The sequence below is a fragment of the Flavobacterium saccharophilum genome (assembly GCF_900142735.1).
Classification (GTDB): domain Bacteria; phylum Bacteroidota; class Bacteroidia; order Flavobacteriales; family Flavobacteriaceae; genus Flavobacterium; species Flavobacterium saccharophilum.
Map to the genome: position 1 here is coordinate 1,164,474 of NZ_FRBY01000001.1, position 22,614 is coordinate 1,187,087.

14 protein-coding genes are annotated in these 22,614 nt (G+C 34.1%); 12 read left to right on the forward strand and 2 right to left on the reverse strand.

Features of this window, described 5'->3' with window-relative positions; genetic code table 11:
* Positions 1-33 precede the first annotated feature (33 nt).
* Positions 34-1,320 carry a UDP-N-acetylmuramoyl-tripeptide--D-alanyl-D-alanine ligase gene (locus BUA98_RS04870; RefSeq protein WP_072970458.1) on the forward strand — a complete coding sequence of 429 codons (1,287 nt, stop codon included), beginning with the start codon at positions 34-36 and terminating at the stop codon, positions 1,318-1,320.
* Between the two features lie 38 nt (positions 1,321-1,358).
* On the opposite strand, the gene BUA98_RS04875 is transcribed toward BUA98_RS04870, so the two are convergent.
* Positions 1,359-4,229, reverse strand: a complete 2,871-nt coding sequence (locus BUA98_RS04875; protein ID WP_072970459.1) for a triple tyrosine motif-containing protein — start codon at positions 4,227-4,229, stop codon at positions 1,359-1,361.
* Between the two features lie 345 nt (positions 4,230-4,574).
* Here BUA98_RS04875 and BUA98_RS04880 point away from each other — a divergent pair, with 345 nt between their 5' ends.
* The 10 genes from BUA98_RS04880 (at position 4,575) to BUA98_RS04925 (ending at position 21,229) form a co-directional block, all read left to right on the forward strand.
* Positions 4,575-7,700: a SusC/RagA family TonB-linked outer membrane protein gene (locus tag BUA98_RS04880; RefSeq protein WP_072970460.1), complete on the forward strand. Its 3,126-nt coding sequence runs from the start codon at positions 4,575-4,577 to the stop codon at positions 7,698-7,700.
* An 11-nt stretch (positions 7,701-7,711) separates the two neighbouring features.
* On the forward strand, positions 7,712-9,220 hold the full coding sequence (locus BUA98_RS04885; protein ID WP_072970461.1) for a RagB/SusD family nutrient uptake outer membrane protein: 1,509 nt from the start codon (positions 7,712-7,714) through the stop codon (positions 9,218-9,220).
* A gap of 19 nt (positions 9,221-9,239) precedes the next feature.
* The gene (locus BUA98_RS04890) at positions 9,240-10,124 is read left to right on the forward strand and encodes a hypothetical protein (RefSeq protein WP_072970462.1); all 885 of its coding nucleotides are present in this window, start codon (positions 9,240-9,242) and stop codon (positions 10,122-10,124) included.
* A 143-nt stretch (positions 10,125-10,267) separates the two neighbouring features.
* On the forward strand, positions 10,268-11,722 hold the full coding sequence (locus tag BUA98_RS04895) for a glycoside hydrolase family 30 protein (RefSeq protein WP_072970463.1): 1,455 nt from the start codon (positions 10,268-10,270) through the stop codon (positions 11,720-11,722).
* Between the two features lie 92 nt (positions 11,723-11,814).
* The gene (locus tag BUA98_RS04900; RefSeq protein ID WP_072970464.1) at positions 11,815-13,284 is read left to right on the forward strand and encodes a glycoside hydrolase family 30 protein; all 1,470 of its coding nucleotides are present in this window, start codon (positions 11,815-11,817) and stop codon (positions 13,282-13,284) included.
* A gap of 27 nt (positions 13,285-13,311) precedes the next feature.
* Positions 13,312-14,790, forward strand: coding sequence for a glycoside hydrolase family 30 protein (locus BUA98_RS04905; RefSeq protein ID WP_072970465.1), 1,479 nt, complete (start codon positions 13,312-13,314; stop codon positions 14,788-14,790).
* A gap of 37 nt (positions 14,791-14,827) precedes the next feature.
* On the forward strand, positions 14,828-16,570 hold the full coding sequence (locus BUA98_RS04910) for a cellulase family glycosylhydrolase (RefSeq protein ID WP_072970466.1): 1,743 nt from the start codon (positions 14,828-14,830) through the stop codon (positions 16,568-16,570).
* Between the two features lie 149 nt (positions 16,571-16,719).
* Positions 16,720-17,559: an endonuclease/exonuclease/phosphatase family protein gene (locus BUA98_RS04915; RefSeq protein ID WP_072970467.1), complete on the forward strand. Its 840-nt coding sequence runs from the start codon at positions 16,720-16,722 to the stop codon at positions 17,557-17,559.
* 2 nt (positions 17,560-17,561) lie between these two features.
* Positions 17,562-18,986, forward strand: a complete 1,425-nt coding sequence (locus tag BUA98_RS04920) for a glycoside hydrolase family 30 protein (protein WP_072970468.1) — start codon at positions 17,562-17,564, stop codon at positions 18,984-18,986.
* A 14-nt stretch (positions 18,987-19,000) separates the two neighbouring features.
* Positions 19,001-21,229, forward strand: a complete 2,229-nt coding sequence (locus tag BUA98_RS04925; protein WP_072970614.1) for a glycoside hydrolase family 3 N-terminal domain-containing protein — start codon at positions 19,001-19,003, stop codon at positions 21,227-21,229.
* A gap of 49 nt (positions 21,230-21,278) precedes the next feature.
* Here the strand turns inward: BUA98_RS04925 and BUA98_RS04930 are convergent, their stop codons facing one another.
* Positions 21,279-21,536 (reverse strand): hypothetical protein, encoded by a 258-nt coding sequence (locus tag BUA98_RS04930; RefSeq protein ID WP_072970469.1) that lies wholly within the window; start codon positions 21,534-21,536, stop codon positions 21,279-21,281.
* Positions 21,537-21,831: 295 nt separating this feature from the next.
* On the opposite strand from BUA98_RS04930, the gene BUA98_RS04935 reads away from it, so the two are divergent.
* Entirely contained in the window at positions 21,832-22,587 is a 756-nt protein-coding gene (locus BUA98_RS04935; protein ID WP_072970615.1) for an NUDIX hydrolase, read from the forward strand.
* Positions 22,588-22,614: the final 27 nt, after the last annotated feature.

Below are 22,614 nucleotides of genomic sequence, written 5' to 3' on the forward strand. Positions count from 1 at the left end.
TTCTACTTTTACGATCTATTAAAAAATTTATAAATGAATATTCAGGAAATTCATAATCTGTTTTTAAAATGTAAATCTCTTTCAATTGACACAAGGAAAATTGAAAAAGATTCCATTTTTTTTGCTATTAAAGGCGAAAACTTTGATGCAAACACTTTTGCTAAACAAGCACTTGAGTTAGGAGCTTTATTTGTTATTATTGATAATGAATCTTATTTTATAGATGAAAGAACTATTCTTGTTCAGGATAGTTTAGAGACTTTACAGGAACTAGCAAAATTTCATCGTGCTTATTTAAAATTACCAATTATTGCCCTGACCGGCAGTAATGGAAAGACAACAACAAAAGAGCTTATTAATGTAGTTTTATCTAAAAAGTACAAAACGAAAGCGACAGTTGGAAATCTGAACAATCATATTGGAGTTCCATTGACGTTGTTAAGTTTTAATACAGAAACTGAAATTGGAATTGTTGAGATGGGAGCGAATCATAAAAAAGAAATTGAATTTTTATGTGAAATTGCTCAGCCTGATTATGGATACATCACCAATTTTGGGAAAGCGCATTTAGAGGGTTTTGGAGGTGTAGAAGGTGTAATAGAAGGGAAAAGCGAAATGTATCAATATTTAGCCAAGAATGATAAATTGGCTTTCGTTAATCTTGAGGATTCAATTCAGGTCGAAAAATCTACAGGTATCAAATCATTTACTTTTGGCTTAAAAAATGATAAAGCTGATGTGAAAATTGAAAATATTACTGCAAATCCTTTTGTGGTGGTAGATTATGAAAATTTTACTGTTGAATCGCATTTAATTGGCCTGTATAATTCAAATAATATAAATGCTGCAGTTTCCATTGGTCGTTATTTTAAAGTGGATAATGAAGCTGTAAAAGAGGCTATCGAAAACTATATTCCGGAAAATAACAGATCCCAATTATTAAAAAAGGGATCAAACCAAATCATTCTTGATGCCTACAATGCTAATCCGAGTAGTATGGCGGTTGCTATTGCCAATTTCCTTCAATTAGATGGTCATAATAAAGCGATGATTTTGGGAGATATGTTTGAATTAGGAAAAGAAAGTCGGCAAGAACATAAAATTATCGTTGAATCTTTATTAAATCAAAATAGATCAGTTTGCTATTTGATTGGAAAGGCGTTTTATGAAAATAAGATTGCAAGCGAAAATATTCATTTTTTTGAGACATTCGAGGATTTTGCAAACGATTTGAAAACAATACATTTTGTAGATAGTACCATTTTAATAAAAGGTTCCAGGGGAATGGCGCTCGAGCGTACTCTGGAATATATTTCATAATAAAAAGCCATTCGTAGGAACGAATGGCTTTTTGATTTTTATATACTCATTAGAAAACCTATTAGGTTTTCTTTTTTATTTAATCCTAATTTTTTTCTTAGGCGGTATCTTGCCAGCTCAACTCCGCCAGTCGAAATATTCATGATTTCTGCAATTTCTTTGGTTGACATGTTCATTAAAAGATAAGTTGACAAGTCAAGTTCTCGTGGTGAAATAGTTGGGTATTTTTCCTTTAAACGCTTCAAAAACTCAAAGTGAACGTTCTTGATGTGTTTCTCAAGATCTTTCCAGCTTTTGTCTGTATTTACCTCTTTTACAATGCTCTTATTTAGTTTGCTGACTTGGAATTTTGTTGAATCGTCGAGGGCCTCAACGTCAATTTCTTTTAGTTTGTGAATAATGCCGTTTAAGATTTTATTTTTCTTTACAACCTGCAAAGAGTTATTTACTAATTCTTTGTCTTTTGCCAGGATTTTGATCTGAAGTTTATCGTTTTTCAGTTTCTCAATTTCTTTTTCAAGATCATACTGTTCTTGCCTAATTTTTGATTCTTTTTCAAGATACAGTCTTCTTTGTTCTATCGTTTCATAATATTTATTTTTTCTGATCTTCATTTTGATTCGGTTCGAAATAACATAAATCCCAATGATGATTAAAACAAAGTAAATTATAAGTGCCAAAAAGTGTCTGTACCAAGGCGGAGAAACGGTAAATAAAAGTGTTGACGGTTCAGATTGAATTCCGTAGCTGTTTCTAACTTTTACGTTCATTTTGTAATCTCCTTCACGAAGATTTGTGTACTCTTTAATAGAGATAGTTGACCAGTTGCTCCATTTGTCATCAAAAGGCTCCAGTTGATAAGAGAATTCTACATTTTCAAGGTTTTCATAAGTAGGTGATGAAAATGTGAAACGCACGTGATTTGACGAATATGGAATTCGAATGTTCTCAATTTTATTTTGGTTGTTTCCTAACACAATTGTGTCACCCGGAAAAGAAAAGCTTCGAATAAATGCTTTTGGTTTTGTTACATAGTTGTTCAGGAGTTCAGAATCGTAATGGGCTAATCCATCTGTTAATCCGATAAAAATATTCTTAGAGTCAATAGTGTTGACCGATAAATAATTATTAACCAAATTCCCTGTTAAGTTTGAAAAGGGAGCGACAATATTAGTATAGTATTTGTTTCTCTTCATTAATACACCAATAGATTCATCAAATGCATACCATAAATTCGATTGTGAATCTTCACTCAATGCATTTATATTGGGTATATTTTTGAATAATTTAGATAAGTTCTTATCCTCATAAAATAAATCCTGCTCCTGAGAGTATTTATAAAAATGGTTATTCGTCTGGAAGTATAATTGATTGTCAATTTTCTGAATACTTCCAATGTTTTTATACTGAGGAGTTAATCGGTCAATTTTTTTGATAGATGAAAATGTTGTTAAATCATTACTAAGAGACATTCTGTATATTGACTCGTCTTTTTTTAGCCATAAAAATGATTTATCAAGCTCAAAGCTATTGGATGATTTGTCAAAGCCGATAACCTGATTCTTATAGATTAATCCGGCAGATGTTTTTTGAAAAATGGCAAATCCATCATAATTTGAGCCTATAAAAAAGCCAGGTCGGTTTGGAATATTTTTAAAACCGAAATAACCTTTAGAATCGATAGTATTCGTTACTCTTCCTCCCTTTATAACTAATGCACCTCTGTTGTTTGAACAGATTAATTCATTGTCAATGATTTGAACATTCCAGGATTGCGCAGTTGTCCCTTCGACAAGCTTAAAAGTATCTTCCTTGAAGCTACCATTCCAGGCATGATAGAAAACTCCCTGGTTTGTTGCTACGTATAAATTTCCTTGATGAATTACTGAGGCGTAAACAGTACTAATGTCATAGCTGAAGCCAAAATAGGTAAAAGGAGATCCTTCGTTTATAAATGCAATACCATTATCAAGGCCAAGCCATAGGTTGTTCTTATTGTCAATAAAGGATGTTAAAACTGTATTGTTTTGCAGTCCTTTTTTTCGATTGATATGTTGGATAATCTTACCATCGAAATCACAAATGGCAATACCATCTAACACGGAGTTTAAAACAATAAAGTTGTTTTTTATTGTTACTCCGCCTAAAGAGTTGTTTTTTTTGACAAAGTTATTTGCCTCGGTATTCCATGGTTTTACCGTATTGTTTTCGTAGATGAATAATCCTTTTTCAAGCGTTATAATTAAGGTTTTGTTTTTATTGAGGGCATACATTCCCCAGACCTCGGTATTATTAAGACTGGTTGTATTGGGTAAAGCGTATAATTTTCCATTTCGATATTCTAATATACCCTTTTCTATATCCTGAAAATAGAGTTTGTTGCTAACGACAAATGAGAATTGAAATCGTTTTGGAGCTTTTAAAATAGTAAGTTTTCCATCCTTAAAGATATATGCTCTTGCAAAAGACTGAAAAATGGTTTGGTTATTTAAGGTATGAATCTTCCAGATAAAGTCGATTATTTTGATTTTGCTTTTATCAACCCTCTTTGCTAAAGATGTGTATTTAAGTTTTCCTTTTTCATTGGGCTGAAAATAGCCAAATTCATTATAACCGCCTACATAGATTTTCCCTGAATCATCAATTTTCAAGCAACGTACAGATGTTAAATTAGGCAAAGGATATTTCCTCCATGATGAGCCATCAAATTGTAAAAGGCCATTATTGTTAGCAAAATATAGGTTTCCATTTTTATCCTGCCCAATATTCCAATTTTGAGTTCCTCCTTTATACTCATTTCGCTTGTAATTTCTTACATCAGGCAAGCCAATACCTTTTACTTGCCCAAAAAATGGTGTTGTGAATAATGTAAAAAAAATAATAATAAAATATGATTTTATCAATTTCATGATTTTTTTAATTTATTTCGATTTATTACGTGTAATTAATTGTTTTCCAGTGTATTGAAGTTGTTTTTAATACACTACAACGAGGTAGTAAAGTATTTTATTGATAAAAATAAGCATTCTTAAGCAACTGTAGTGTTTATTTTTGTAATTAACATTTTCATAACATCTTAAATTTTATTTTTAATTAACTGTAAATTAATAAATTAAAAAAAAAATGATGTGTTTTTGTAATGTTGTAAATTTTGCTTTGATGTGTTTTTGTAGGGAATTTTAATTGTAGATAGTAAAAAAATAACATTATTATTGCATCAAATTACTAATTAATTAACCAAAATTTTTAGAAAAATGAAATTAACAAAATTACTTATTTTTTGTGTTTCGTCTTTGTTATTCTCGGTTATAGCTGTGGCTCAGGATGTCACAGTAAATGGGATGATAAATGATGAGAGTGGAATGCCAGTTCCAGGTGCTACTATTTTATTGAAAGGTACTACAAAGTCAACGGCATCAGATTTTGACGGAAAATTCCAAATCCAAGTGCCTTCAAACGGTGTTTTAACAGTTACTTTTATTGGATATGCAACTGTTACAGAAGCTGTAAACGGAAGAACAAAAATTACAGTTCAATTAAAACCTGAATCGCAATCGTTGAACGAAGTTGTGGTTGTAGGATATGGTACTCAAAAGAAATCGGTTGTAACGGGAGCGATCTCCAGTGTTAAAGCCTCCGATTTAGAAGATTTGCCTATAACTAGAGTTGAGCAGTCTCTTCAAGGTAGAGTATCTGGGGTTACCATTGCAGCAAATGCAGGGCAACCAGGGTCTTCTTCTACAATACGCGTAAGGGGTATTACTTCTTTTGGAAATAATGAACCACTATGGGTTGTTGATGGAGTTATTGTTGATTCAGGAGGAATTGGTTATTTAAATCAATCTGATATCGCGTCAATGGAGGTTTTAAAAGATGCCGCATCACAAGCAATTTATGGTGCAAGGGCAGCTGCCGGTGTTATTCTTATAACAACAAAAAAAGGAAAATCAGGTAAAATGAGTGTAAACTATAATGGTTATACTGGTTTCTCTGCAGCAGCAAGAAAATTAGATTTATTGAATGCAACGGAATATGCTACTTTGATGAACGAAAGATATGCAAATGGATATGTTCCTGATGCAACGAAGCCATATTCATTACCATATCAATCTCCATCTTCTTTTGGTGCTGGTACTGATTGGCAAAGTACGATCTTTAACGACAGTGCTCAAAAGACTGGTCACGAATTCAGCTTGTCAGGAGGAAATGATGTGTCTACATTTTATGTTTCTTTTGGTTTATTGGATCAACAAGGTATTGTGGCAACTCCTATTTCTAATTACAATAGAAAAAACATCCGTTTAAATTCGACTCATAAAATTGTGAAAGGATTAACTTTTGGTCAGACTTTAGGATATTCTCACGAAAAAAATGTTGGAATTGGTAATACGAATAATGAATATGGTGGTCCATTAAGTTCTGCGATTAATTTAGATCCTACAACACCGGCGATCGTTACTGATCCTAATGTTGCAAAGGGATATCCATACAATCAGCCTTATACTTTGAGAGATCCAAATGGAAATCCTTATGGAGTATCTCAAGTAGTAACTCAGGAAATGAGTAATCCATTGGCTTATATTCAAACAAGATTAGGAAATTATGGATGGTCTGATAATTTTGTTGGAAATGCATATTTAGAACTTGAAGCCGTAAAAGGTTTAAAAATTAGAAGTACGTTAGGTGGTAAGTTAGCCTATTGGGGTGCAGAAAGCTTTACACCAGTATTTTATTTTAACTCTTCTACTATTAATCCAAATAATAGTTTAACACGTAATTCAAACAAAGGTTTCGGATGGAATATCGAAAACACTGTTTCATATACAAGACAAATTGACGATCATAACTTTTCAGTATTGGTTGGACAGGGAGCTTACGTAGATAACATTACTTCTGGTTCTACTGTTACTTATAAAAACTTGCCAGCAACTACTTTTGATGAAGCTACTTTCAACTCAGGTGCTGTAACAGACGATATTACTGCTTCTGCTTATGATGGTTACGAGCATAAAGTAACTTCATTATTCGCAAGGTTAAATTATGATTACAAGGAAAAATATCTTCTTACAGGTATTGTACGTCGTGATGGTTCTTCTCGTTTTGGTCAAAATTATAAATACGGAACTTTTCCATCATTTTCTTTAGGATGGGTACCAACCAAAGAAAATTTTTGGCCAGAAAACAAAGTAGTAACACAGTTGAAATTTAGAGGGGGTTACGGAATTACAGGTAGCGACGCTATCGGAGATTTCAAATTCTTACCTACAATTGGATCAGGTAGAAACTATACAATCGGAAATCAAGGTTCTGTTGTAATTGGAAATAGTCCAAATGCGCCTTCTAATCCGGATTTGAAATGGGAAGAAACTAGTCAGGCTAACGTAGCGTTTGATATTACCTTCTTTAATGATTTGTCTTTAACTACAGATTTTTATGTTAAAAAATCTAGTGGTATTCTTCAAGATATTGATTTGCCAGGTCACGTTGGTAGCCCGGGAAGACCATCTGCAAACATTGCAGACATGGAAAATAAAGGTATTGATATAGAATTGTCTTACCGTAAAAAAATTGGTCAGGTAAATGTTGGTTTCAGCGGAAATATTTCTTACTTAGAAAACGAAGTAACAAATCTAGGACAAGGTATTCAGTTTATTTCCGGAGATGCTAGTTTCCAAAATATGGGTGCTGTTACAAGAACGCAAGTGGGCCAATCGTATAATTCTTTTTATGGATTTAAAACACAGGGAATTTTCCAAAATCAAGCAGAAGTTAGCGCTTACACAAATGCTGCAGGAGGTCTAATTCAGCCTGATGCGAGACCAGGTGATTTTAGATGGCAGGATCTTAATGGAGATGGACAAATTAGCGATGATGATAAAACTTTTATCGGAAGCCCTCTTCCAAAATACACATATGGTTTTACAATTAATTTAGATTATAAAAACTTTGATTTATTAATCTTTACTCAGGGAGCGATAGGAAATAAAATTTTCCAGGGATTGCGTCGTCTGGATATTACAGATGCTAACTATCAAACTTCTGCATTAGGGCGTTGGACAGGTGAAGGATCTACTAATTCTTACCCAATTTTATCATCAGTTGATAACAATAAAAACTTCTCACGTCCATCAGATTTTTATTTAGAAGATGGAGATTATTGGAGAATTAAAACTATTCAAATTGGATATAGCTTACCTAGTGATGTTATTTCAAAAGCAGGTCTTTCAAAAACAAGACTTTATTTGACTGGTGAAAATTTATTGACATTTACAAAATACACTGGTTATGATCCAGAAATTGGTGGAGGTGTTTTAGGTATTGATAAAGGATATTATCCACAAGCTAGAACTATAATGTTAGGGGTTAATTTACAATTTTAAAATTTAGAATCATGAAAATTAAAAATATAAGATATTCATTCATCGCAATTGGATTGCTGATTATTAGCTATTCTTGTAGTGAAGATTTTTTAACAGTAGATCCAAAAGGATTGCCATTAGTAGACAACTATTATAAAGATGAAACAGAAGCCTATTCAGCATTAATTGCGGCTTATGATATCATGGGAAAACAATCTAAAGGGTTTGAAAATATGGTCTGTATGCTAAATGCAGGTTCAGATGACTTTTATGCCGGAGGTGGAGGACCTGGAGATGGAGCAGGAATTCATGCTTTTGATAATTATACTTTAGATAAAATTAATATGCCTAGAAGTTTCTGGGGAGACTTTTTTCAAGGTATTGCAAGAGCAAATATATTATTGCAGAAATTGCCAGATGTAAATATGGACGAGGCTAAAAAGGTTCGTTTTGCTGCAGAAGCTAAAGCAATGAGAGGATATTACTATTTTGAATTGGTAAGAACTTTTAAAAACTTACCATTAATTACAGCTCCTCTTTCACCAGCAGAGACATACACTATTACACAATCGACACCAGAAGAAGTATATGCTCAAATTGAGAAAGATTTGATTGAAGCAAAAGCTGCTTTGCCAAACACAGTTAATAATGCAACAGAAGGAGGTCGTTTTTCTAAAGGATCTGTTCAGGCTTTATTAGGTAAAGTGTACTTATATGAAGGAAAGAATGCTCTTTCTGCAGCTGAATTTGCCGATGTTAATGGTACACCTGGAGGAACGAGTATGTACGGATACAAACTGCTTGCTAATTATGAAGATTTATGGGTTATCAGTAACAAGCTAAACTCAGAATCTATTATCGAAATTATGCATACAGACAAAAGTAATGCAGACTGGGGATTCTGGGGAGGCGGAAATGACGAAGGTAACTCTGTAAATATCATGGTTGGCCCAAGAGGATATGGTAGAAATGATCAATCATTACCAGATTATATCTCAGGATGGAGCTTTAATCCAATAACTCAAAGTTTATATGATGCTTTAAAAGGAGATCCTCGTTTTGATGCTACAATTGTTGATTTGCGTGCTCTGAAAGCATCTGGAGCTGCTAATTATGCACCTGGTGATCAGGATACAGGATATTTCTTAAAGAAGTTTATGCCATTAAACTCTGATACTTCACAAGGTGGAGGAGCACAAGCTTTAAATTACAAACAAGATACTTATGCAATTCGTTTAGCAGATACTTACCTTATGGAAGCAGAAGCTTTAGGCGGAACAGGAGCAAGAGCACAAGCTTTATTAGATGCAGTAAGAGCTAGAGTTGGACTTGGTTCTGTGCCAGTTTCTATTGATGCTATTATGAATGAGAGACGTTTGGAATTAGCAGGTGAAGGACACCGTTGGTTCGATTTAGTTAGAACTGGAAAAGCAGCAACTGTTCTTGCAAATGTTGGATTTGTTGCAGGCAAAAATGAAGTTTGGCCAATTCCGCAAAAAGATTTAGAAAACACTAAACTTGTTCAAAATCCACTTTATTAATTAGTTAAGACAATATCATATGAAAATAAATTTAATGAAAAGACAAGGATTTTTATTGTTGTTTTTTATGACAGCAGTACTAGGAGTTACTAGTTGTCAGCCAGATGATTCCATTGTTGATAATGGATTGACAAATTCAAATGTTGACGCATCGTTTGATATTATTCCCGTAGAAGGAAAAGTTAATACATACCAATTAGTCGCTCAGACAAAAGGTGTTCTTAAATCACTATGGGATACAGGAGCAGGAGATTATGCTGGTAAAATGGTGGAAGAAATTTCTTTGCCAGATGCTGGAACTTATACTATCGTGCATACCGCAATTGGTAGCGGTGGAGGTAAGGCTTCTGCTTCAAAAGAAATTGTAGTTGCGACTTCAGACCCTTTAAAAGGTAATTTGGTGCAAGGAGGTTCTTTTGCAACTGCAGCAGATCAGGCAAAATGGACTGTACTAAATTTAAGTGCTACAGGTGCCGCTTTTTGGTCTTATGAAAATAATAGCGCTACTATTCATTCTCCAGGTGGCTGGGCACAAGAAGGAATTTATCAGGCAATAGATGTTGTAAAAGATAAAGAATATACAATTGATATGCGTGTTTCTTCTCCAAGTGGATCTGATGAAACCTGGTTTGAAGTATATGCAGGAACATCAGCGCCAGCTTCAGGTGTTGAATATAAAGACAATAAAGTAATGGGTCTAAGTACTTGGGATGGTTGCGCAAAAGCGGGATTTTCAGGTATGTTATCTGTAGTTGGTTGTGTTAAAAATGATAAAACAGGTACCGTTTCAAATACAGTAAAATTTGCTGCAACTGGAAAGGTTTACTTACTAATTCGCTCTGGTGGTAATACTTTTACCAAAGACGGAATTACGGTAAGTAAAATTGAGATGAGAGGAAAATAAAAAGATTAAGTTAAGTTTAAGTTTGGTTGTAAATAGCCCATAATCATTATGAGTATGGGCTATTTTTTAAATACTTAAGCAAATAGAAACGGAAAAACAGTTTCTGAAAAACTTCAATTTAGAATTTAAATAATAAGGAAAGAATGAAAAAAAATAGTTTCAAAATTCTATGCTTTTTGTTTTCGTTGGCAGCCTTTGCCCAACAACCAAAAACAAAAAAAGAGTTTACAACCAATGGAAAAAAAATAACGGTTTATACTACCGCTGAAAATTCAAATCTAAGAATTACTTCTACAGATAATTTAACTTTTTCAGCAGCAAAACAACCTCTTGAAATCGAAACATCGGTTTTTGTAGAACCATCAAAAAGATTTCAGACTTTTATGGGAATTGGTGGCGCTATTACTGACGCAAGTGCCGAAATTTTTGCTAAACTTTCAAAAGAAAAACAAACAGAATTCTTAAATGCCTACTACGATAAAAATAAAGGAATTGGCTATTCTTTGCTAAGAACAACGATACAAAGTTCTGATTTTAGCAGTGGAAGCTACTCTTATATCGAAGAAGGCGATAAAGATTTAAAAACTTTTTCTATTGATCATGACAGACAATATCGCATTCCGTTAATAAAACAGGCGATTCAGACTGCCGGAGGAAAATTGTTAACTTATGTTGCGCCATGGTCGCCCAATGCTTTCATGAAAAGTAACAAAAATGTTTTAAAAGGCGGAACTTTATTGCCAGAATATTATCAGACTTGGGCAAATTTTTATGCCAAGTTTATAAAAGCATACGAGAAAGAAGGAATTCCAATTTGGGGAACTTCAACTCAAAATGAGCCAATGGCAGTACAAACGTGGGAATCTTGTATATATACCGCTGAAGCAGAAAGAGATTTTATTAAAAATTTCCTTGGACCAACATTGAAAAAAGAAAAATTAGGAGACGTAAAAATTATTGCATGGGATCATAACCGTGATTTAATGAATTACAGAGCTAATGTTATTTACTCAGATCCTGAAGCTTCAAAATATGTTTGGGGAATGGGTTTTCACTGGTATGAAAACTGGTCAGGCGGAGCTTCGATGTTTGATAATGTAGCCAAAGTAAATGAAGCTTATCCTGACAAAGGTTTGCTTTTTACTGAAGGTTGTGTTGAAAAGTTTGATGCCAAAAAGTATCAATTTTGGGGTAACGGCGAGAGATATGGTATTTCTATGATTAATGATTTTAATAATGGAACTGCCGGATGGACAGACTGGAATATTCTTTTGGATCAAAACGGTGGACCTAATCATGTTGGAAATTTTTGTTTTTCACCAATCCATGCCGACACTACAACCGGTGAGTTAATTTATACACCTTCTTATTATTATATCGGACATTTTTCAAAATTCATTCACTTAAATGCGGTTAGAGTTAGCTCTGCAGTGAGCAGAAGTGCTTTATTAAGTACTTCATTTTTGAATGCAGACGGAACCATGGCAACTATTGTTATGAACCAAACTGACAAAGAAGTTACGTATAATTTAATAATAGCTGCTGAAAAAACAGTAGTTAAAATTCCGGCGCATGCTATACAGACACTTGTATATTAATATTTTATAAAGAGTAAGAGGGTTGATCTGAATCATCCATTTTGGCCCTCGCTTACTTGAATTTTAAATTAAATAGTTTTTTGAAAGTAACAATGAAAGCCATAAATAGAATTTTAATAGCTCCAATACTAGTTCTGCAATTAAGTTGTTCTTCATCAAAGGTTGTGGATAGCACTACTGTTTCTGCATCCAAAGCAAACAAAAAAATCCAGGTTTATACTACGGCCGAAAATACTAATTTGAGATTATCATTATCTAATAATTTAATTTCGAATTCAGCTTCACAACAAACAAATTCAACAGTATCTATTGTTATCGATACTGAAAAAACAGATCAGACTTTTTTAGGAATTGGAGGCGCTATTACAGACGCAAGTGCTGAAGTTTTTGCCAAATTATCTCCTAAAAAACAACAGGAATTCTTAACCGCTTATTACGATAAAAATAAAGGGATTGGTTATTCCTTAGCAAGGACTAATATTCATAGTTGCGATTTTAGCAGCGACAGCTATACTTATGTTTCTGAGGGTGACAAAGAATTAAAAACCTTCAATATAGATCACGACAGGAAATATAGAATTCCACTACTCAAAAAAGCAATTGAAACTGCCGGCGGGAAATTAACTTTATTTGTAAGTCCCTGGAGTCCCCCAGCTTTCATGAAAGACAATAATGATATTTTGCACGGCGGCGTTTTATTGCCTGAGTTCGCACAATCGTGGGCAAATTATTATGCCAAATTTATAAAAGCCTACGAAAAAGAAGGTATACCAGTTTGGGGATTGACGATTCAAAATGAACCAATGGCCAAGCAAAGATGGGAATCTTGTATCTATACTCCGGAAGCTGAACGAGATTTTCTGAAAAATTTCCTGGGGCCAACTTTGGAAAAAGAAGGATTGGGTTCTAAAAATATTATTATTTGGGATCACAATCGCGGCGATCAGTTAGAAACCAGAGCAAACCTTGTTTTCTCAGACCCTGAAGTTTCAAAATATGCCTGGGGAATTGGATTTCACTGGTATGAAACCTGGAATGGCGGGCCGCCTCAATTTCAATCTGTAGGGAATGTACACAAAGCTTTTCCAAACAAAAATTTACTTTTTACAGAAGGATGTGTCGAAAGATTTGATCCTACAAAATTTCAATTTTGGGGAAATGCAGAACGTTATGGCCTTAACATGATTAACGATTTCAATAACGGAACTGTAGGCTGGACAGACTGGAACATACTTTTAGACCAAAATGGAGGACCTAATCACGTTGGGAATTTTTGTTTTGCACCAATCCATGCAGATACCACAAAAGACGAATTGATCTTTACTCCAATGTATTATTATATCGGTCATCTTTCAAAATTTATTCAGCCTAATGCCAAAAGAATAAATCAAACTATCAGTGATCAAACCCTCTTAAGTACGTCTTTTAAAAATTCTGACGGAAAAATTGCAACTATCGTTATGAATCAATCCGATAAGGATGTTGTTTATAGTGTAATAAATAACACTTTAAAAACCATTATAACTATTCCGCCACATGCTATACAAACTATTGTATACTAGTAGCACTACTAACTAAAAACTAGAAAAATGAAACTAAATTTTAAAAACACTATAAAAGCATTATTTTTTGCGATTGCCATATTCGCACAGGTTAAATGCTCTTCATCAAACGATGCCACCGATCCAGTTCCGCCACCAGTCTCACCTCCTGTAACACCACCAGTTGTTGTAACAAACGATGTTGATTTTTGGTTGACAAAAGGTGATCAAAGTGTCTTATTAACAAAGCAATCCGGAACCTTAGGATTTGGAACTGTTGCTAACGCTTATACAAATATTGAAGTAAACGAAGCTCAAAAATATCAGACTGTTGATGGTTTTGGTTACACTTTAACAGGAGGAAGTGCTGAAATGATTAATCAATTAACTCCATCAAAAAAGAGTGCTTTATTACAGGAATTATTTGGTTCAGGTGAAAATTCAATAGGCGTAAGTTATCTTAGGATCAGTATTGGTGCATCCGATTTAAATGCAGTTCCTTTTACTTATGATGATCTTCCAGCTGGCGAAACTGATTTAGATTTGGCAAAATTTAGTTTAGCTAAAGATAAAGCTGGAGTAATTGCTCTGTTGAAAGAAATTCTGGTAATCAATCCTAAAATTTTGATTATGGCAACACCATGGTCTGCTCCAGTTTGGATGAAAGACAAGGACAGTTTTATTGGAGGAAAATTACAGACTCAATATTATGATGTTTATGCGAAGTATTTTGTAAAATACATTCAGCAAATGAAGGCTGAGGGAATTACAATTGATGCCATAACGCCTCAAAACGAGCCTTTGCATGACGGAAATAATCCTAGTATGTATATGTCTGCCGCAGATCAGGCTTCTTTTATTAAAAATAATTTAGGGCCTGCTTTTAAAGCTGCAAATCTTAAAGTTAAAATTATTGCATACGATCATAACTGTGATAATCCTAATTACCCAAAAGCAATTTTGGCTGATGTAGATGCTAATCCATTTGTAGACGGATCTGCCTTTCACCTTTATGCGGGAGATATTAGCGCTCTTACGAATGTTTACAATTCTTATCCAACTAAAAATGTATATTTTACAGAACAATGGACTTCTTCTGCAGGCAGTTTTGATGGCGATTTAAAATGGCATCTTAGAAATATAATCATTGGTTCTATGAGAAATTATAGTAAAAATGCGCTTGAGTGGAATTTAGCCAATGACGGTGCTTTTAATCCTCATACAGATGGTGGATGTTCTATGTGTAAAGGAGCCTTAACAATAACTTCAAGTGAGGCTTTTCAGCGTAATGTTGCGTATTACATCATTGCCCATGCTTCAAAATTTGTTCCAATGGGTTCAGTAAGAATTGGAAGTAATTCAAGCGGAGATATTCAAAACGTTGCTTTTATTACACCTTCCGGATCAAAAGTGTTAATTGTTGAAAATGATGGAGGAACAACTCAAACCTTCAATATTAAATTCAATAATAAATGGGTTACAACGTCTTTAGATGCAGGAGCAGTTGCAACTTATACCTGGAAATAATCAGATAATTTTTAACAGAAAATAAATCATTTTTCAGATGAAAAAAATATTTATAACATTACAACTTTTACTTTCAGTTGCTACTTTCGGACAGGGTTTTTTGCATAGAGAAGGGCAAAATATCGTAGACGGAAACGGGAAAAATATAATATTAAGAGGTCTTGGCTTAGGCGGATGGATGGTTCAGGAAGGCTATATGTTACAAACACAGTCCTTTGCGAGTCCTCAATATCAGATTAAACAAAAAATTCAGGAAGTTGCAGGAGAAAAAGGAACAAAAGAATTCTATGCGGCATATAGAGCAAACGGTATCACAAAACGCGATATCGATTCATTAGCCGCCTGGGGTTTCAATTCGGTTCGTTTGCCAATGCATTACAACTTGTACACACCATCAATTCAGGAAGAAAAAAATGGCGAAATTACCTGGATTGAAGAAGGTTTCACCATGACAGATAATTTACTAAAATGGTGTGCCGAAAACAAAATGTATCTGATTTTAGATTTACATGCAGCTCCGGGAGGTCAAGGGAATGATGCGGCAATTTCTGATTATGATACGACTAAGCCATCACTTTGGGATAGTGAAGCTAATCAGAAAAAAATGATTGCTTTATGGAAAAAACTCGCTGCTCGTTATAGAGATAATCTATGGATTGGAGCTTACGACATTATCAATGAACCCAACTGGAATTTTACCGGAACCAATAAAAACGGTTGTGATGAAAACTCAAACGGCCCACTAAGAGATTTACTGGTTGCAGTTACAAAAGCAATTCGTGAAGTGGATACCAATCATATGGTAATTATCGAAGGGAATTGCTGGGGAAATAATTACAACGGAGTTTTTCCTTTATGGGATGAAAATATGGCATTGAGTTTCCATAAATACTGGAATTACAATGACAAAGAATCCATCCAAAAAATGTTGGATTACAGAACGCAATACAACATTCCGATTTGGTTGGGAGAAAGTGGAGAAAATTCTAATGTTTGGTTCAAAGATGCACTTACGCTAATGGAAACCAACAATATTGGATGGGCTTTTTGGCCAATGAAAAAAATAGAAAATATTGCTGGGGTGACTTCGGTAACAAAAATTCCTGAATATGATATTTTATTAAAATATTGGAAAGATGGAGGGCAAAAACCGACAGAAGATTTCGCCAAAAAAACATTGATGAAAATGGCAGATAATTATAAAATGGTAAACGTAACGGTTAAGCCAGATGTTATTGATGCAATGTTCAGACAAGTTCAGACTAATGACACTAAACCATATAAAAAACATGTAATTCCGGGGAAAATTATTGCAACGCAATATGATCTGGGAACAAATGGACATGCCTATTCTGATAAAGATTTTGTAAATTACAAAGTAGCAACCGGAACTTTTGATCAATGGAATAAAGGAAATATCATGAGAAATGATGGTGTTGATATTTTGCCTTGTAAAGATTCTGGATCAAACGGTTATCAGGTTTCTTTTATTGAAGATGGAGAATGGCTGCAGTTTACTTCGGAAGTTAAAAAACAAAACAATTACAAAGTTGCTATTCGTTATTCAAGTGAAAGTTCTGAAGGTAAGCTTCATTTAGAAACAGAAAACGGAAACAAATCAGAAACCATCACACTTCCGGCAACTGGCGATAATAACAAATGGAAAACGGTTATGTTATCTGGAGTAAAGCTGAATGCAGGCACCAATAAAATTAAGGTGGTTTTTGAAAAGGGAGGTTTTAATCTAAATTATTTAGATTTTTCAGAAGCTAAAAAATAAGATTATAGAATCGGGTTTTTAAACGTCGATAAAAAAATGTCTTGATTAATTTCATCAGCGAAGAATTATTTAATTAACATAAGTTTTAAATTAATTTTTTTCAGTAAAGCCTCGGAAGCCCTAGCTTTACGAGATTAAAATTTTTAAACATGAAAAAGATAAATAGAATTGTTTTAGTAGTAATGCTGCTTTTGGTAAGTGGCTCATTTTATGGTCAAAATTTAAAAATTATGACCTACAATATTCGTTTAGATGTGGCTTCAGATGGAGAAAATGCATGGCCAAACCGAAAGGATTATTTTACTTCTCAAATACAATTTTATAGTCCGGATATTTTTGGCGTTCAGGAAGCACTACCAAATCAGGTTATTGATATTGCTTCGGCTTTTCCAAAATACAACAAGTTTGGAATAGGAAGAGAGGAAGCAGGAACCGGAGAAGCATGTACGATTTATTATAAAAAAGATCGTTTTAAAGTTCAGGATTCTAATACATTTTGGTTGTCAGAAACACCAAATGTAGTGTCAAGAGGATGGGATGCAGCTTGTAACCGGGTTTGTACCTATGGACTTTTTACAGATTTGAAAACTAAAAAAACATTTTGGGTTTTTAATTTGCATCTGGATCACATGGGTGAAGAAGCAAGAGTAAAGGGAGTGCAGTTGGTACTTTCGAAAATTGCAGCAATTAACAGTAAAAAATACCCTGTTTTTTTAATGGGAGATTTTAATTCGGAACCTGATACCAAACAAATTTTAGCCATTAAAAAAGTGATGGATGATACCAGAGATGTTTCTAAAGAAAAACCATTCGGGCCATCAGGAACTTTTAACGGTTTTAAACAGGATCAACCAGTAACATTATTAATAGATTACATTTTTGTGTCTAAAAATAGTGGACTAAAAATAGAAAAACACGCAGTGCTAAGCGATTCTAAAGATTTAAAATATCCTTCAGATCACTTACCTGTCTTAATAGAAATTGATTAAATATGAAAAATAGCATGAAAAAACTCCAAATTTTACTTTTACTGCCACTTATTGCAGTTCAGGTAAAATGTGGATCTTCAAAAAATGCAGCTGCCAATTCTGGTAAAGCTCAATCGTGGATCACAACTACAGATGAATCATCAAAATTGCTAAAGCAAAATGATTTGGTTTTTAATTCAGAAACGAATTCGAACCAAACCATTATAGTCGATGCTTCTCAGAAATTTCAAACCATTGAAGGTTTTGGATTTTCTTTGACAGGAGGAAGTGCCCAGGCAATTTTAAAATTGGATAAAGCTAAAAGAGAAGCATTGCTTCAGGAGCTTTTTTCGAGAAAAGAGGACGCCATCGGTTTGAGCTATTTAAGAATCAGCATTGGTGCTTCTGATTTGAATGAAACTGTTTTTTCGTATGATGATATGCCAGAGGGTCAAACCGATTTAAAACTAGAAAAATTTAATCTTGGCCCGGATTTAAAAGATGTGGTACCTGTTTTAAAAGAAATTTTAGCGATAAATCCCGATATAAAAATTATGGGTTCTCCATGGTCTCCACCAGTTTGGATGAAAGATAACGGAAGTTCAAAAGGAGGAAGCTTGCAACCTCAATATTATCAGGTTTACGCCGAGTATTTTGTAAAATATATTCAGGCAATGAAAGCGGAGGGAATTGTAATTGATGCGATTACACCTCAAAATGAGCCTCTTCATCCGGGAAATAATCCAAGTTTATTGATGCTTGCAGAACAACAGGCAGATTTCATTGGGAATCATTTAGGTCCCGCTTTCGCGAAAGCAAAAATTAAAACCAAAATTGTGATTTATGATCACAATTGCAATAAACCAGAATATCCTCTGACTATTTTAAAAGATGCAAAAGCAAACCCTTTTATAGCAGGTTCTGCATTTCATTTATATGAAGGAGATATCAGCGCGATGTCTACCGTTCATGATGCTTATCCAAACAAAGATTTATATTTTACAGAACAATACACAGGATCAGGAACCAATTTTGAAACTGATTTGAAATGGAGTGTAAAAAATGTAGTAATTGGTTCCATGCGCAACTGGAGTAAAATTACACTTTCCTGGGGATTAGCAAATGATGAATTCTACAAACCTTTTACACCAGGTGGATGTTCTACTTGCAAAGGAGCTTTAATGATTGATAAAAATCAGAATATTAAAAGAGAAGTAGGATATTATATTATTGGTCACGCTTCTAAATTTGTTCCGGAAGGATCGGTTAGAATTGGAAGTAATATAAGCGGAAATCTTTATAATGTTGCTTTCAAAACGCCGTCAGGACAAATTGTTCTACTTGTTGAAAATGACGGAACTGCAACAGAAACATTCAATATCAAATACAATCAAAAACAAGTTTCAACTACTTTAAATGCAGGTGCAGTAGCAACTTACGTTTGGTAATCAAAATTAAATTCATGAAGAAAATAACCACTTTTACTTTGTTGATGGTGTCCCTTTTTGCGGCCGCTCAACAACAAACAATTGATCAGAAAGTAAATGATCTCTTGAAAAAAATGACGATTGAGGAAAAAATTGGACAGCTTAATCAGTACACAGGAGATAATTCAGCAACAGGGCCAATCACAATTAATCCAAACAAACAAGCCGAAATTAAGGCAGGTTTAGTGGGTTCGATGTTAAACATCATCGGAACAAAATATACCAGACAATATCAGGAATTGGCGATGCAGTCCCGTCTTAAAATTCCGTTGCTGTTTGGACAAGACGTTATTCACGGTTACAAAACAACATTCCCAATTCCGTTAGCAGAAGCTGCAAGCTGGGATTTAGCAGCAATCGAACTGGCTGCAAGAGTTGCGGCTACAGAAGCTGCTGCAAGCGGTATTCACTGGACATTTGCTCCAATGGTAGATATTGGGCGTGACCCAAGATGGGGAAGAGTTATGGAAGGTGCCGGAGAAGATACTTATCTGGGATCTAAAATTGCATACGCAAGAGTAAAAGGTTTTCAGGGAAATAAACTAGGCGATTTAAACTCAGTTATGGCCTGCGTAAAACACTTCGCGGCTTATGGCGCTGCTGTTGGCGGAAGAGATTACAACTCTGTTGATATGAGCGAAAGAATGTTGTTTGAAACGTATTTACCTCCGTTTAAAGCGGCTTTAGATGCTGGAGCAGCAACGTTTATGAATTCATTTAATGATTTAAATGGAGTTCCTGCAACTGGAAATGCTCATTTGCAACGTGACATCTTAAAAGGAAAATGGAACTTTCAGGGTTTTGTAGTTTCTGATTGGGGCTCGATTGGAGAAATGGTGGCGCACGGTTATTCAAAAGATCTTAAAGAAGCCGCTTATTCAGCAATTACTGCTGGAAGTGATATGGATATGGAAAGTAATGCTTACCGTTATAATCTGGCAGAATTGATTAAAGAAGGAAGAGTTTCTGTTGATTTGGTTGATGATGCGGTGAAACGCATTCTTCGTAAGAAATTCGAATTAGGTTTATTTGAAGACCCTTACCGATATTCAGACGATAAAAGAGCTGAAAAAGCACTTAGCAATCCTGAAAACAGAAAGGCGGCACTTGAAGTAGCGGAGAAAAGTATCGTTTTATTGAAGAATGAAAACCAAACTTTACCACTTTCTAAAAGCGTAAAAACAATTGCTTTCATTGGACCAATGGTAAAAGAGTACAAAGCCAATATGGGATTTTGGTCTGTTGAATTACCTGAAGTAAATTATGATAAATGGGTCGTTTCGCAATGGGATGGTTTACAAAATAAAGTGGGTAAAAACACTAAATTATTATACGCAAAAGGTTGTGAAGTTGACGGAGACAATAAAGATGGTTTTGCCGAAGCGGTTGCAACTGCAAAACAAGCTGATGTTGTTATTTTGAGCATTGGTGAAAGACGTGATATGAGCGGTGAAGCAAAAAGCAGAAGTGACCTTCATTTGCCAGGTGTTCAGGAAGATTTAGTAAAAGCGATTCAGGCAACAGGAAAACCAGTTGTGGTTTTGGTAAATGCAGGAAGACCTCTTATTTTTAACTGGACTGCAGATAATGTGCCGGCAATCGTTTATACCTGGTGGTTAGGAACTGAAGCAGGAACTGCAATCGCCAATGTTTTATTTGGAGATTATAATCCATCTGGGAAATTGCCTATGACTTTTCCAAGAGAAGTAGGTCAGGTGCCCATTTATTACAATCATTTCAGCACAGGAAGACCAGCTAAAGACGAGGATTCAAAAAATTATGTTTCAGCTTATATCGATTTAAAAAATTCTCCTAAATTTCCTTTTGGATATGGTTTGAGCTATACAAAATTTGATTATTTAGGCTTGAAATTATCTTCAACAAAAATTAAAAGCAACGAAACGATTAAAGTTTCTTTTCAATTATCAAATGTTGGAAAAGTTGCCGGAGAAGAAGTAGTGCAGTTGTATTTGAAAGATAAATTCGGATCTGTTGTAAGACCAGTTTTAGAATTGAAAGATTTCCAAAAAGTAAAATTAAATGCAGGAGAATCTAAAACAATTGAATTTACAATTGACAAAGAGAAACTTTCTATCTACAATAATAAATTAGAATGGGTTGCTGAACCAGGAGATTTCGAAGTGATGATTGGAGCTTCATCAGCAGATATTAAACTAAGATCTGACTTTGAATTAGTACAATAAATAGAAGTCAATTAAAAATTGGCGTTATGGATTTTATAAAGGTTTTGAATTATTTCAAAACGGTATTTATAAAATCCATAGCGCCAATTCCTTTATAAGATGCGTATAATGCTTTATCAAAAGCTTCGCGTTTTGCCTTTTTGTCTTTCGCTTCAGTTTCAACAATCATTTGGTTGAAAATCTTTTCCTGTTGCTGACTGTATTTAATTGATTCTTCTAAAAGATACGTTTTAGAAACAAATCCGAATGAGGTCCAGATTTTGGTTCTAATTTTTTCATTGATATTTTTTAACGGATTGGTATTCATATCTCTTGCATTAACTTTCTTATTTGTGACGAAACTAAAAATAGAATTATTCTTACTTTTGTGTTTCAGTAATAACAAATGCTTTTATTAATGTGTTATTATGACGCAATGTACTTATTTTTTTTATATTGCATTTTAATTTTAAGTTAAAATTGTGATCCATACACTTCTTTATTAGGGCTTTATTTCTGTACTAATTCTTTTGAATTAGAGCAAAAATGTTTTCGTTTTATAAAAATGAATTACATTGCAAGATAATTTGACACTGAGAAAGTGGTATTTAATTGAAAAACGAATGCTAAAAGACATTATAGAAAATAATGAAAATTATCAGCCCGGACTGTCGATCGACTGTGTGATTTTTGGCTTTCATGATAATCAGCTTAAGGTTCTTTTGATTAAAATTCCGAATCGTGAAATGTGGTCTTTACCCGGTGGATTTATTCCGGTAGATCAGGATATTGATGTGGCGGCTGTTACCGTTTTAAATGAAAGAACTGGTGTAGAGGGTATCTTTTTAAGACAATTTGCAACTTTCGGAAAAGTAAAACGAAACGATCAGCATTTTGATAAAAAGATATTGGAGTATTTAAAAATTGAAGAAGAAAAAGGGAAATGGCTAATGCGTCGTTTTGTGACGATTGGTTATTATGCCTTGGTTGACTTTTTAAAAACCATTCCTAAACCGGCCAATAAAGACGAAGTGATTGAATGGATTGATCATAAAGAAGTGCCGGAATTGATTTTAGATCACAAAGAAATTCTCGATAAAGCTTTAGATACTTTGAGAATGGAATTGAACTTAATGCCCGTTGGATACAACTTATTGCCAGAGAAATTTACTATTCCAGAACTTCAAAAATTATATGAAACGATATTGGATAAAAAACTGGACAGAAGAAATTTTCTTCGAAAAATAACCAATATTGGAATCCTTACAAAATTGGACGAAAAGAAAAGTAACGTTGCACACAAAGCACCAAATTTGTATACTTTTGATAAAGAAAAATATGATGAAGTTCTGAAAAATGGATTAAATCAAGGTTGGTAATTGAGACCTAACAGGTTTTTAAAACCT

What these genes read in the sequence shown, in the direction of transcription:
- BUA98_RS04935 (WP_072970615.1), top strand. Translation starts at nt 21,832, where the DNA reads ATGCTAAAAGACATTATAGAAAATAATGAAAATTATCAGCCCGGACTG.
- BUA98_RS04925 (WP_072970614.1), top strand. Translation starts at nt 19,001, where the DNA reads ATGAAGAAAATAACCACTTTTACTTTGTTGATGGTGTCCCTTTTTGCG.
- BUA98_RS04880 (WP_072970460.1), top strand. Translation starts at nt 4,575, where the DNA reads ATGAAATTAACAAAATTACTTATTTTTTGTGTTTCGTCTTTGTTATTC.
- BUA98_RS04885 (WP_072970461.1), top strand. Translation starts at nt 7,712, where the DNA reads ATGAAAATTAAAAATATAAGATATTCATTCATCGCAATTGGATTGCTG.
- BUA98_RS04905 (WP_072970465.1), top strand. Translation starts at nt 13,312, where the DNA reads ATGAAACTAAATTTTAAAAACACTATAAAAGCATTATTTTTTGCGATT.
- BUA98_RS04910 (WP_072970466.1), top strand. Translation starts at nt 14,828, where the DNA reads ATGAAAAAAATATTTATAACATTACAACTTTTACTTTCAGTTGCTACT.
- BUA98_RS04900 (WP_072970464.1), top strand. Translation starts at nt 11,815, where the DNA reads ATGAAAGCCATAAATAGAATTTTAATAGCTCCAATACTAGTTCTGCAA.
- BUA98_RS04930 (WP_072970469.1), bottom strand. Translation starts at nt 21,536, where the DNA reads ATGAATACCAATCCGTTAAAAAATATCAATGAAAAAATTAGAACCAAA.
- BUA98_RS04915 (WP_072970467.1), top strand. Translation starts at nt 16,720, where the DNA reads ATGAAAAAGATAAATAGAATTGTTTTAGTAGTAATGCTGCTTTTGGTA.
- BUA98_RS04875 (WP_072970459.1), bottom strand. Translation starts at nt 4,229, where the DNA reads ATGAAATTGATAAAATCATATTTTATTATTATTTTTTTTACATTATTC.
- BUA98_RS04920 (WP_072970468.1), top strand. Translation starts at nt 17,562, where the DNA reads ATGAAAAATAGCATGAAAAAACTCCAAATTTTACTTTTACTGCCACTT.
- BUA98_RS04870 (WP_072970458.1), top strand. Translation starts at nt 34, where the DNA reads ATGAATATTCAGGAAATTCATAATCTGTTTTTAAAATGTAAATCTCTT.
- BUA98_RS04895 (WP_072970463.1), top strand. Translation starts at nt 10,268, where the DNA reads ATGAAAAAAAATAGTTTCAAAATTCTATGCTTTTTGTTTTCGTTGGCA.
- BUA98_RS04890 (WP_072970462.1), top strand. Translation starts at nt 9,240, where the DNA reads ATGAAAATAAATTTAATGAAAAGACAAGGATTTTTATTGTTGTTTTTT.